The following is a 13,069-nucleotide window of genomic DNA, read 5'->3' as shown; positions in this document are numbered from 1 at the left end:
TCTTGGGAAAATAGCAACGGGGGTTGGGTTGCGTACGGTGTGGAAGTTATCAAAGATACCGAGGTGGCGTCAATAGCTTTACTGGATAGGTAGGCGAAACAGTCGTCGAACGGGTCATGGGTAATAGGTTACTTCGTGTTAAGTCCGGTGGACGTTAACGGTGAGCAAGTGTCCGTCCATGTGCTCAAAACTCTTGATTTGCTCAATGAGTTGCTCAGTCAGAACATACTCTTTTGACAGGAGCATCTCGCCACTTCGAGTGATCAAATCGCGTGCAAGTATCATTCCTGGCTTGAGTTGTGCGGAGGATAAAGCCTGTTCGGGGATGGTGTTCGTCGTTGCACGAGCCTTGTCTAATTCAGCTTGGAAGGCACTGACTACGGCGGGATCATAGCGCTTATCTTTGTCGTCCTCGATCAGGAGTGCCGCTTCCGACGGTTTCATCGGTTTGGTGAATCCGACTCCCATCAGCGCTGTGTCGTAATCCTCGGCCATTGCCAGAATGCGTGCGCCGAGCGGAATGGACAGGCCAGACAAGCGATCTGGATACCCAGTGCCGTCGAAGCGTTCACGGTGACTTCGAATGAGTTTTGCCGCACCTTGCAGTTGTTCTAGCGCCATCAGCGCCATCTCGCCCTTGGCTGGGTACTTGGTGACACAGGCGCGCTCATCAGCGGTCAGACTATGGAAGGGGCGGTCGATTAGTCGATCCGGTAGCCCGATCTTGCCAATGTCGAGCAACAAACCGGCGATGAACGTGTCCTGTGCTTCCGCTGCGCTCATGCCCATGTTCTGTGCCAGCGTGCGCGCCAGTTCGGCGACCCGGCGCGAGTGTCCCGATTTGCTGGGGTTGCGCATCTCGATCAGGTTGGAGAACACGCGCACCGAGGTAATGAAGCTCTTCTTCAGTTTTTCATGGGCGGCATTGAGCGACTGCATGGTCTGGTTCAGCTCGTTGGTGCGTGCCACGACCTTAGCTTCCAGATTGGCGTTCAGATCTTTCAGCTCTTCATTCTGTTTGTTCGTTAGCTCTTCAAGTCGCTTCTTTTCACGCTCCAGAACTTTTTGCTGCAAGGCATGCCTGACGATCAACGTGATGTCGTTATCTTCCCAAGGTTTGGAGACGTAGCGGTAGATCTGGCCCTTGTTGATCGCATCGATGGTCGCACCGATCTCGGCGTAGCCGGTCAGCAGGATGCGCACCGTATCAGGCCAGCGTTCGCGGACCTTTTCAAGGAATTGTGCGCCGTTCATCTCCGGCATCCGCATGTCGGACACCACTAGATCGACCGTCTCGCGTTCCATGATCTCCAGACCTTGCGCGCCACCCTCTGCCGTGAAGATGCGATAGCCCAGCGGACGAAATAGCCGCCGCAGGGACGACAGGATGTTCGTCTCGTCATCCACAAACAATACGGTTGCTGGTATTTCTGGCATCTCACTTGCGCTCATCTAACCACCTCATGTGTCGTTCCATTTTCGCTTGTTGCATCTGGGGGCTGCCTGCTCGGCAGTGAGACCCGGAAGGTCGTACCCTTGCCGACTTCACTGCGCACCTCGATCCGTCCGTGATGCTTTTGCAGGATGCCGTAAGCCAGTGATAAGCCCAACCCCGTGCCCTTGCCGATCGGCTTGGTGGTGAAAAAGGGATCAAAAATCTTCTTCAGATGCTCTGGTTTGATACCCTTGCCCGTATCGGCGACTTCCACCCAAACTTCATTGCCTTGTTGGCCGGTGCGAACGGTGATGGTGCCATGCTCTTCGATGGCATGGGCCGCATTCACCAGTAGATTCATGAACACCTGATTCAATTGCGAGGCCAAACACTCCACCTCGGGGATGGTGCCGTATTCCTTGGCCACCTCGGCTTTGTATTTGATCTCGTTGTTGACGATGTTCAAGGTGCTGTCCAGCCCCTGATGCAGATTAGAAATGCCCCACTCGTCGGTGGCATCGACATGCGAGAAGTCTTTCAGGTTCTGTACGATCTTTTTGACGCGGGTGATGCCGTCCTTGGATTCCTCCATCAGCGCGTGCAGATCCTCTTTGAGAAAGGTGATGTCCAGCGCATCTTTGGCAAACTTGAGTTGGGCGCGTACCTCGCCGTCGCTGATAGCTGTTTCGGCTCGCTCATACAGGTCGAGCAGGGCAAAGGTGTCCAGCACATATTTTTCCAATGTGCCTAGGTTGGAATAGACGTAGCCGATGGGGTTGTTGATCTCGTGTGCTACGCCGGCGGCTAGCTGACCAATCGAAGCCATCTTTTCCGATTGCATCAGATGGCTCTGGGCCTCTTCCAGCTCGCGGTTCAGCACTTGCACTGCCGCATAACTCTCGCGTTGCTCCTGATAGGCGATTTTGCGCCACTCGATGTTACGTACAATGGATACCAATACGGCTTTACCGTTGTTTCCTGTCACCAGTTTCAATGCTAGCTCGACTGAAAATCGACTGCCATCCTTGCGCTGGTATTCCGTATCCAGCGTGATGTCCTCATTGCCGTTGGCACGTAAAGTGGTGACCATTTCGCTGTTCGCGAGGAAGGGCATCAGTTGCTCGCTTTGCGGTGCAGGCATCTGCATCAACTCGCTCTTGCTGAAACCGAACCAAGTCTCGGCGCTGTGGTTTAGATAGATCATTCGCAAGGTGTCCGCATCGAAGATGAATAGGGCATCTTGTGAGTGATCGAGCACACTCTTGAAGTAGAATAGTTTGCCCATGATCTGCTTGCGCGCCAGCACGTCAGCTTCCAGTGTGTGTTTGGTCTGCTCCAGCTCGGCGGTTCTTTGTTTGACGCGGATTTCCAGCTCCGCCTTGCTTTGGGCAAGCGCACTTTCAATTTGCTTGAGCTGCGTGATCTCGGTGCGTACCGAAACGTATTGGTAGGGCAGCCCGTTCTCGTCTAGGCTGGGCGTAATGGTGGTCTCGACCCAGTACAGCTCGCCGCTCTTGTTGCGATTGCAGATTTCCCCTTGCCAAGTCTGTCCACTGGCAATGGTCAGCCACATGTCGTCGAAGAACGACGCATTATGTACGCCGGATTTGAGCAGGCGGTGATTCTGCCCGAGTAGCTCCGCCCGCACGTATTGGCTGATCTGGCAGAACTTGTCGTTGACGTAAGTGATCCTTCCGCTTGCATCCGCGATGCTGACGATGGCGTGCTGATCCAGCGCTTGCTTGAACATGCGCAGATCCTGCATGGAGTCTTGCGGTTCATTCATCATTTTGTTGTTGCTAGCACAGCCTGTGGCTGTTTGATCGGGAGTGAGACGCGGAAGGTCGTGCCTTTGCCGATCTCACTGCGTACTTCGATCCGTCCGTGGTGTTTTTGCAGGATGCCGTAGGAGAGCGATAGCCCCAGCCCGGTGCCCTTGCCGATGGGTTTGGTGGTGAAGAACGGATCAAAGATCTTCTGTAAGAGTTCGGGTTTGATGCCCTTGCCAGTATCGGCCACTTCGACCCAAACTTTATCCTCCTGTTGGCCGGTGCGAACGGTGATGGTGCCATGGGCTTCAATGGCATGGGCGGCATTCACCAGCAGATTCATGAATACCTGATTCAGTTGCGAAGACAGGCATTCCACTTCGGGGATGATGCCGTATTCCTTGATTACTTCAGCCTTGTATTTGATCTCGTTGTTGACAATGTTCAGGGTGCTGTCCAGTCCTTGATGGAGGTTGGAGAAATGCCACTCATCGTTGGTATCGACGTGTGAGAAATCCTTCAGGTTCTGCACGATCTTCTTGACGCGGGTGATGCCATCTTTGGACTCAGCCATCAGTGATTGCAGATCTTCTTTGAGGAATTCGAGGTCAAGCTTATCTTTTGCTACGGTTAATTGCGTCCGTAGGGTCGGGTCAGAAATTGCGGTCTCTGCCTGTTCATACAGGTCGAGCAGAGCAAAGGTATCTTGCACGTACTTTTCCAGCGTGCCTAGATTGGAATAGACATAGCCGATGGGGTTGTTGATCTCGTGTGCTACACCCGCCGCCAACTGGCCGATCGAGGCCATCTTGTCCGATTGCATCAGGTGACTTTGAGCTTCTGCTAGTTGCAGGTTAAGCCGGTGCAGACTTTCCAGTCGTCGCTTTTGTTCGATATGTAGTTGAATGTTGGATAGCGCCAAGCTGACCATATCCAGCAGGGTCGAGCCTGCATCGAGGTCAGCTTCTGTGAATGGCGGTTTGTCTCCAGTTCGATTCATGCTGACTGTCGCGCTGATCGAACGATTTACGGAGATGCCACCTATGGAGCTGCCATCGATCTTCAGTGGCCAGCACATCGCTGAGGTGGCTGCAGCGGGACTTCGATTCTCGCGATTGCGCCGAAAGCGCGAATCACTGGATGCGTCACCATTGAGTAAGAGGGGGGTGTTCTCCTTGACGACCCAGCCCAGCACGCCTTCGCCCAAGGGGATTTGTCGTCCGATCACTCCGCTAGGAAGGTCGATTCCCGCAACGATGGTCAGGTGGTTGTTCTTGTGATTCAGCAAAGCGAGGGACCCGCTTTCAGCTTCAAATCCTCCGACGATATGTTGCAACAGCCGTTGATAAACGGAAGAGGTGTCTTCTGTGGCGACGGCATCCTGTCCCAAACGATGCAGGTCATAGATCCAAGTGAGTTGCTTCAATCGTTCCAGAGACATATCCCTCCCTTGCTTAGCTCGATTTTGCTAGGCTAGACGCGGCATCCAGTTGTTCCGGCGGAGGTAGGCAGGCCTCGATGCGCTCCCACGTGATCTGCATCCGGCCACACCATGTGGCGCCCAGTTTTGCCACCAGCTCATCGCCGTTCACTCCGTTTTCCAATAATGCGGCCACATGAACTACACAAACCAAGGGGACGAAGGTCGTCTGTAGCTCCGGCTGTTGCCAGTACCGAGTGACCTGTTCGATCTCCAGTGGGAAGTTCCAGCGCCGAATGATCTCCGCACCGATCTCGGCATGGCCGAAGCCGAGACCCGCCTGCTCTATCTCGATCAAGGGTAGATTCGAGGTCGCTTGCTGTTGTAACAGCGCGGCGAACTGTTCCGGGATGCATAGATCCAGCACCAGTAATCCGATGTCGTAGAACATGCCTGCCGTGAAGGCCATCTTTTGATCTACGCGTAGGCAGCTTGCCAGTGCTTTGGAGTAGGTCGCCACACGGAAGCATCGTTGCCAATAGGCAAGGCGATCGAATGTGCTGTTGGGCGCACCCGCAAAGGTCTTGGCTACACTGGCCGACAATACGAGGGAACGGACGCAGTCGAATCCTAATATCGTAATGGCTTCCTGTATCGAACCGACCTTACGCGGCAAGCCATAGAACGGTGAGTTTGCCACCCGCAACACCTTAGCGCTCAAACCCTGATCTTGAGCGATCTTCTTCGTCAGCGAGGTGGTATCCATATCGGCATCATTGAAGCTGGCGATTACCTCCTGCACGATCAGTGGTAAAGAGGGGAGTTGGTGGAGTTTGGAGAACAACTCCTGTTTGTCGATGGTCGGGGACATCATCTCTCTTTCGATGGGGGCTGGATGCCCGCATCAATGACCAGCAGCACGCCATTCGAGCGTGAGAATTCACCCATCGATCGACACCAGCAACGGGCATCATTTCCCGCGATGTCAAATGTTCTGGCCTCCTCGTCCCGCAGGTGCAACCTTGATGATGCCCAGCTTAATAACGATTCTGGAATGATCGTTGCGGCCATTTCACCGAGCAATGACGAGGTCTCTATGTTCTTAGCAAAGAGCAGGCGAGCCATCTGATTAGCGGCAACGATCATGCCTGTATTGTCGATGCCGAGAGCGGCTACGGGCATGACTTCAAGCATCTCTTGCGAAACTTGGAGTGCTGCGAGGTTATGCACGATCTCGCGTGCCTTGCGCTCTACACGTTGCTCAAGCTCCAGATTGATCTGTTTAAGTGCATTGTTGGCCTGTTGTAGCTCGCGTGCCAATCGCGCATTCTCGATCTTCATTTCGTGGCGCTGGAACGCTTCATCAACATTGGCGCGCAACAGTTCATCTTCCCACGGTTTGGTGAGGAACTTATAGACAGCACCACGATTGATGGCGTCTGTGACCGAATTCAATTCGGTATAGCCGCTCAGTACGACGCGTACGGTATCGGGATAGCGTTCGCGGACTTTGGTCAGAAACTCCGTCCCGGTCATTCCCGGCATGCGCTGGTCGGAAATGATCACACCTACCTTGTGTTGCGCTAATACGGCCAAACCCTCCTGACCGCTGTTGGCGCGCAGGATGCTGTAACCATCGCGGCGCAACAGCCTAACCAGCGAGGAGGTGATGTTTTCATCATCATCGACCAGCAATATCGTACGTTCCATTGCAACTTCCACACCATTCTCCATGACAATTATTGCCTTGAGGACTTCAATACTGATCCGTCCCAGTCCACATCTCTGCCGTGAACATGACGCTCTGATCACGGCCATGCTCTTTGGCATGATAGAGGGCGATATCGGAATACTTCACACACTCCCAGAAACCCTTACCATCCTGCGGGAAGACGGCGAAACCGATAGAAAGCGTTTTCTTGAGCGGCCCTTGCGGGGTCTGGAAGATGTTCTCCTTGAGCGCCAGTCGGATGCGTTCGGCTAGCAACATGCAGCCCTCGGCATCCGTGTCCGGCAGCAGGATCATGAATTCTTCGCCGCCGAAGCGGATGGCTAGATCAGAGGCGCGTATCGCTTTCTTGATGATCTCGGCCAGTCCTTTGATGATTTGATCGCCCACATCGTGTCCGTAGTTGTCATTCACCTGTTTGAAGAAATCCACGTCACACATCAATATCCCCAGATTGCTCTTCTGGCGCAGGATGCTGGCGGTCAGACTGTCGATGTAGTCTTCGATGAAACGACGGTTATACAGTCCGGTCATCGGGTCGCGCATTGCCGTGTTTTTCAGCGATTGCATCAAATGACGCGCTTCGATCACGGGGGCGACCTGATTGAGGTAGAGCTGTGCGGTCTGTTCGATGTCTGCATGTTGCCGACGTTCGTCTTCGGTCAGAACAATCTGTAAGACTCCGCCGACATGCCCGGAAAGCATGACGGGAATACAGATGTGCACCAATTCGCCCATCCCTTTGGCATTGCCGCAAAAACGGTTGCATATCTGCGGAGCGTCCACGCTGGAGACGCAGGCTGCGATGCGCTTGCTGCGGCAGACTTCTGCGTTGACTAGGATCTCGGGATCGCACCATAGCTCACTGGGTTGGGCTAGGCCTTCCACGAACACGGGTTTCAGATTCTTGCCGTTGTTCTCCACCTGATAGTAGGAGAAGTGCTTGAGTCCGAAATGCTGCTTCAGCACCAGATGCAGGCGCGCGTAGATCTCGTCGAGATCCAAGTCGTTCTCCACCGCCAGTTTGAAGCGTGTCGCGCCGACCATCTCATCGACGATGCGCACGGTATGTTCCAGCAGATTGTTGCGGTCACCCTCGCGGCGGGTGTGCTCTCCCAGCGACTGGATACGGCTGGAGATCTTGCCTATGCTTTGCTCCAGCGCAGCCATCAGGGTGTTGGTGTGGAGGGCGATGTCTCCGATCTCATCTTTGCTGGCGGCGCTGATCCGGCCACTGAAGTCGCCGGTCTCGGCATTCTCGACGACTGATTTGAGTTGCTCCACCGTGGCAACCATGGGCTGGAACAGTTTCTTGAGGAAATAGCCCAGACACAGACCGAAAACGATCAGCAGCAGGATGATCGGAGAGATCGCGAGCAGCTCGGTGTGCTGCATGTTGTCAAGCGAGAATCCCAGTGTCACCGCACCATTGATGCTGCCTTCCGGCACATTGTGGCATTGCAAGCAGTTCAGCGAGGTGGTGCTGCTGGCTATGTAGGGAATGGTGATGCGGTAGATGGTGTTGCCTTTTTCCTGGACGAACTGCTCCTCCCATTGCCCAGTGGCCAACACCCGCTTCTCCATATCCAGCCGTGGCTTCTCGCCATCGATGCCGGGGCCGAACTGCTGGATCACCGGCTCGCCGCGCATGACTCGGACATCGACCAAGCCGGGGATGGTGCGCAAGCGTTTGAACAGCGTCTCCCGTTCCGAGATCACACCGGTGCGCATCTGCTCGGTCAGCGAGATGCGCAGCATCTCAGCTGTCATTCGAGCCTGTTCACGTATGGTGTCCTGACTGAAGTAGCTGAATGACTGGATGGTGACAACGGAGAAAAGCACGATCAATACCAATGATGTGCTGACGGTGAACCAGTAGCGTTTTCTTCTGAGTGTCATGCCCTATCCCTGTCGAGTAATGTGCTGAGACGCACCTTCGGTATTGGTTGGGAATAGTTGAGCTGACCTGTTCCGCTGAGGCTCTGCCGCCACGATTAGAGATAAAGTGTGAAGTGGTGAGGCGAACGGATAGCAGTCAGCGCGCCAACTTTCAGTGCAGGTGCGGAATAGCGAATAGCTTGATTGATTATTTCTGCTCAGTGCGTACACAAAACCCCCTTTAGGAAAGAATCAGCAACAGGGGTTGGGTTGCGTACGGGGCGAAATTAGCAAGAAACGGTGATCCAAGTCAAGCCAAAGTTCTTTACTTGGATCAGAATCTGCAAATCAGCTCTTTCGTTGCGGCATAATCTTGGAGGGCAGGATCAATCTAATCACGGGAGCATCTGAGTTGAAGTCAATTACTAATCTAAGGATGTTTACCATAGATGGTGTTTCACAAGTCTTTGATTACTTAGGTGAGGGTCAGCCGAAGTTCGAGGGGGTTTTCCAGTATCTGATGGTGTGCGTACTGATGGGGGTGGCACTTTGGGTGCGCCTGGCAGTTGCGCCGCTCGATGCGGGGCTGCAATACCTGACACTCTTTCCGGCGGTCACGCTGTCCGCCGTTATCTTTGGATTTCGTGCCGGTCTGTTCGCCGTGTTCATTGGGATTTGCATTGCTACATTCATTTTTGTGCCGCCTTATTACACGATTTCGCTGCACTCCGTAGAAGTGGCCTTGTGGTCGAACACGGTATTTCTGGTGGATGGGTTGATCGTGAGTCTAGTTGTGGGGGCTATGCATCGCTATCAGGAGAAGCTGGAGACTGCGGTCAAGAAGTTCGAGCGGGCAGGAGAATATCTTCGGGATAGTCAGGCGGATCTGCATCGTGCTCAGAGTATGGGGAAAATTGGAAACTGGCGTCTGGATGTGCGCCATAATCAGTTGAACTGGTCGGATGAAAATTACAGGATATTTGGCATTCCGGTTGGCAACCCTTTGACTTATGATAATTTCTTGTCGATTGTTCACCCCGATGATCGGGATTATGTTGATCGGATGTGGCAAGCGGCATTGCATGGTGAGCCTTATGACATCGAACATCGTATCATCGTGAATGGCGCGGTTAGGTATGTTCGGGAGAATGCACTGTTGGAGTTCGGTGAGTCGGGGGAGTTGCTCGGTGGATTCGGAACGACTCAGGACATTACTCAGAGTAGGCTGCGGGAGATGGAGTATCAGGGCATCATTCAAACCATCTCAGAAGGCTTCTGGTTCTGTGATACGACGGGTCGAATACTGGAAGTTAACGATAGCTATTGTCGGATGGTTGGTTATACACGCGAAGAGATGCTGAAGATGCGCATCCAAGATATTGAGGCTAGTGAGTCTCCACAAGAGGTTGCCAAGCACATACAACGAATCGTCGAAGTGGGGCATGATCTTTTTGAAACGCGACATCGCCGAAAAAACGGCGAATTGATTGACTTTGAGATCAGTGTCAACCGTTCGGCATCTCGCAATGATGCCATCGTTGTCTTTGCGCGCGACATTACCGATCGAGTCAAACGGAATGAGTTGCGCTTGATTGAGATCAAGCAGCAAAGGGATGTGTTGATACGCGAAGTGCATCATCGGATCAAGAATAACCTGCAGGGTGTGGTGGGACTACTGCGCCAGCATGTATCTGAGCATCCTAATCTGGCTGAAGTCGTGGATGTCATCATCGGTCGCATCTACTCGATTGCCATCATTCACGGACTGCAAGCGCAAGAGATGTCGGAAGAGGTTGGGCTGAGTCCGCTAATGAACTTAATCATCGATGCCTCTGGTACAGCGGTGGAGTATCACGATGATTTGACACATTCGCTCATGTTGAGTCGAGATGAGGCGGTGCCGATAGCGCTGGTGTTGAATGAGTTGTTCACCAATGCGGGCAAACACCGTAGCAAGCAAAGTACTGTTGCGGTGAGATTGGAGGAGAGGGGCAGTCACGTCATCATCACCCTATCCAATTTGTTTGATGCGAGACTCACCGATGAGATCAAGGATGGGCAAGGATTGAGTCTGGTTCGGTCGTTACTGCCACGAAATTCTGCAACTTTGACTATGCGGGAAGCGGAGGGTGTTTTTACGGCAGAGCTTGATCTTGCTCCGCCTGTGGTCATCCATAAGCAATTTGATACCCAATAACAGGGGAACACAGAATGGAAACGACGATTCTAGTGGTTGAGGATGACAGGCTGGTGTTGCATCTGCTGGCTCGAGGCTTGAGTGATGCGGGTTATCAAATTCTGGCTGCCGATTCGGGTGAAATGGCGATGCAGCTTTGCTCTGCCCAGCAGCCGGATTTGGCCTTGCTGGACATTCATCTACCCGGCATTTCCGGCATCGAGTTTGCCCAGTGGCTTAAAAACACATTGGCGGTGCCGTTCCTGTTCCTTTCGGCTTACGATGATTCCGCTACTGTGGCGACAGCTGCCGAACTCGGTGCGCTCGGTTATCTGGTCAAGCCTCTTGATGTGCCGCAGGTGTTGCCCACCATCCGTACTGCACTGCAACGCGCCACAGAGATCAAACAGCTGCATCAGGCCGAACTGAATCTTAAAACGGCATTGCACACCAGTCGCAACATCAGTATGGCAATCGGTTTGTTGATGCAGCGCTTTGGCTCGACCAGTGACGAGACGTTCGATGCTTTGCGAGCCTATTGCCGGAGTAACCGCAAGCGGATGCTCGATGTGGCGGAGCAGGTAGTCGAGCAGCGGCAAGAGGTTGATCTTGCACCTCATCTTAGGAAATCGAAGCCGTAATGCCCATATTTGAATCATTGAATATGCTTGACAGAATTTCCTCATGCCTGCTACTTTGACGGTCATGCGCGACCCAAACCCCGTCGCACGGTTTCAGAAATCAAGTTACGGGGGCGCTGTAAATGTCAGGCATATCTTCATTCGCATCACGAGTCGGCTGTTCGGCTAGCTCGTCACTTCACTCTCGATTCCTCCGCTTTTCAGTGTCACGCGACATCGTCGCGGGCGAAGATTTGTTGGAGTGTGCTCAATGAAACTTTCGATGATCGAACGGTTTTCCCTTGCTGGCAAACTCCGTTTGCTGGAGGCGTCGTCGGTATTGCTATTCTTGGCGATGATGGTCGCGGGCGTGTTGGCGCTCTACAGCACATTGCAGGAGGATCGGATGTCGGTGGATCGACTCAAAAGAACGCTGGACGTGGCGCTGGAAATAGACGGCATGAACACTGCGTTTCTGCTTGAGGTCAAACTGGCCAAGGACGTTTGGCTGCGCGGTGCAGATGTTGCATCACTTGTAAAATATCGCAGCGAATTTATTGCGCAGCAACAAGCTTTCGAGCAGCACACGGCGAATACGCTGGAGGGCATGAATCAGCTGGCCGTTGGTCACCATGATGAGTGGGATGGTTTCGTCATGATGGTTAACAGCATGTTGGATGAGCATCGTTCGGTCAGCAAAAAATACCTTGAGCAGATTGATGCGCACAAGAACTATGCTGACTCAGACTCCCGAGTGCTAGGGATCGATAGGCAATTACTTGGTGAGCTGGTCGAACTGCGTGATGGCTTTGGTAACTTCAGTAAGATGAAATTCGAGCAGAAATATGAGGCGGAGAGCGACACCTTTTACTTGCGGCTGGCTTGGATCGCCGCATGGACGCTGTTGACTTTGTTCATTACGGCTATCTTGGCGAGAGCCATCAACGCATCGGTCAGAAGACAGATCGGTGGCGACCCTAAGGAGGTTGCCGAGATTGTCCGAGAAGTTGCTTCGGGGAACCTTGCGGCGGGTCTGGCTTGCGGTGCGGGTGCTACTGGATTGCTGGCGGATGCGCTGATGATGAGCGAGAACCTACGCAAGACCTTGGTTGACCTACATGCTTCGGCATCGAATCTGACCAACAGCTCGCTTTCTCTATCAAGTTCGACGACCAAAATGAAGGGGGCTGTCGGTGAGCAGAACGCTGCGGTGAATACCATGCAGCAAGCGACTGCCGATTTGAATCTCTGTATTCAGAATATTTCGGCCAATAGTAATGATGCTAGAGATATTGCAGCTAACACTGAAGTGGCCACCGAGCGCAGCGCTCAGATTATTGGGAGGAATGTATCTGAGATGGAGGGCATCGCGAGGTCGGTAGTGCAGGGGTCGAAAGATATTTCTGAACTCAGTAAAAAGATTCAGAGTATCAATGCGGTGGTGAGCGCAATCCGTGAGATTGCCGATCAGACCAACTTATTAGCACTGAATGCAGCCATTGAAGCGGCCAGAGCTGGGGAGCAAGGGCGTGGTTTTGCCGTGGTGGCTGACGAGGTCCGTAAATTGGCGGAGCGTACCGCCTCGGCGACACAGGTCATTCAGACGTTTTCAAATGAAATTCGAGGTGGTGTAGAGCAAGCTATCAAAAATATGAATCAAGTGGCTAACGATGCTACGAGTGGCTCTCTGAATGCGAAACATGCTAATAATGCAATACGTGAGGTGCAGCAGGCATTTCGTGCCGTTGCTCAGCAGGTCGGAAATATTTCTGCCGCACTGGTCGAGCAAAGTCGTATGTCGCAACACTTGGAAAGCAACATTAATCTGGTCGCCCAGATGTCTGCTGAATTTCACTTGGAAGTTACTCATATCGCGGATACGGCTTCTAGTTTTTCCGCGCTAGCGGGAGAGACGATTCATGTGGTCACGGGATTCAGATTGGGAGATGCCCAAGTCGAAGAGGTGACTCTGTTTTAGGCTGGACTGATTTTCTGTGCGGTCATCGGTTGGCTGCTACTGTCAAGGTAATGGTCGGGCTGGG

The 13,069-nt window shown here is 53.1% G+C and carries 9 protein-coding genes; 3 read left to right on the top strand and 6 right to left on the bottom strand.

The window, feature by feature from the left end:
• Positions 1-138 precede the first annotated feature (138 nt).
• Genes OYT1_RS09150 through OYT1_RS09125 form a run of 6 tightly spaced genes read right to left on the bottom strand, consistent with a single transcriptional unit; the run spans position 139 to position 8,252 of the window.
• Positions 139-1,452, bottom strand: a complete 1,314-nt coding sequence (locus OYT1_RS09150; protein WP_062626065.1) for an HD domain-containing phosphohydrolase — start codon at positions 1,450-1,452, stop codon at positions 139-141.
• A complete protein-coding gene (locus tag OYT1_RS09145; protein WP_084611933.1) occupies positions 1,449-3,224 on the bottom strand; it encodes a PAS domain S-box protein in 1,776 nt (591 codons plus the stop codon). Before OYT1_RS09145 ends, OYT1_RS09150 begins: the two co-directional genes overlap by 4 nt.
• Positions 3,221-4,645 (bottom strand): ATP-binding protein, encoded by a 1,425-nt coding sequence (locus OYT1_RS09140; protein WP_062626064.1) that lies wholly within the window; start codon positions 4,643-4,645, stop codon positions 3,221-3,223. The genes OYT1_RS09145 and OYT1_RS09140 overlap by 4 nt, the downstream gene beginning before the upstream one ends.
• Before the next feature lie 13 nt (positions 4,646-4,658).
• Positions 4,659-5,498 carry an HDOD domain-containing protein gene (locus tag OYT1_RS09135; protein ID WP_062626063.1) on the bottom strand — a complete coding sequence of 280 codons (840 nt, stop codon included), beginning with the start codon at positions 5,496-5,498 and terminating at the stop codon, positions 4,659-4,661.
• Positions 5,495-6,334, bottom strand: a complete 840-nt coding sequence (locus OYT1_RS09130; RefSeq protein WP_062626391.1) for a response regulator — start codon at positions 6,332-6,334, stop codon at positions 5,495-5,497. The genes OYT1_RS09135 and OYT1_RS09130 overlap by 4 nt, the downstream gene beginning before the upstream one ends.
• Positions 6,335-6,380: 46 nt before the next feature.
• Positions 6,381-8,252: a diguanylate cyclase gene (locus tag OYT1_RS09125; RefSeq protein ID WP_084611932.1), complete on the bottom strand. Its 1,872-nt coding sequence runs from the start codon at positions 8,250-8,252 to the stop codon at positions 6,381-6,383.
• Positions 8,253-8,667: 415 nt separating this feature from the next.
• Between OYT1_RS09125 and OYT1_RS09120 the strand changes: the two genes are divergently transcribed.
• From OYT1_RS09120 to OYT1_RS13995, 3 genes are all read left to right on the top strand, one after another.
• Positions 8,668-10,428, top strand: a complete 1,761-nt coding sequence (locus tag OYT1_RS09120) for a PAS domain S-box protein (protein WP_062626061.1) — start codon at positions 8,668-8,670, stop codon at positions 10,426-10,428.
• Positions 10,429-10,442: 14 nt separating this feature from the next.
• Positions 10,443-11,048, top strand: coding sequence for an ANTAR domain-containing response regulator (locus OYT1_RS09115; protein ID WP_062626060.1), 606 nt, complete (start codon positions 10,443-10,445; stop codon positions 11,046-11,048).
• 250 nt (positions 11,049-11,298) lie between these two features.
• On the top strand, positions 11,299-13,005 hold the full coding sequence (locus OYT1_RS13995) for a methyl-accepting chemotaxis protein (RefSeq protein ID WP_062626059.1): 1,707 nt from the start codon (positions 11,299-11,301) through the stop codon (positions 13,003-13,005).
• Positions 13,006-13,069: the final 64 nt, after the last annotated feature.

It is taken from the genome of Ferriphaselus amnicola (assembly GCF_000974685.2).
Classification (GTDB): Bacteria; Pseudomonadota; Gammaproteobacteria; order Burkholderiales; family Gallionellaceae; genus Ferriphaselus; species Ferriphaselus amnicola.
Note: the sequence above shows the minus strand (reverse complement) of the source record. Positions and strands in the feature narration are given on the sequence as shown.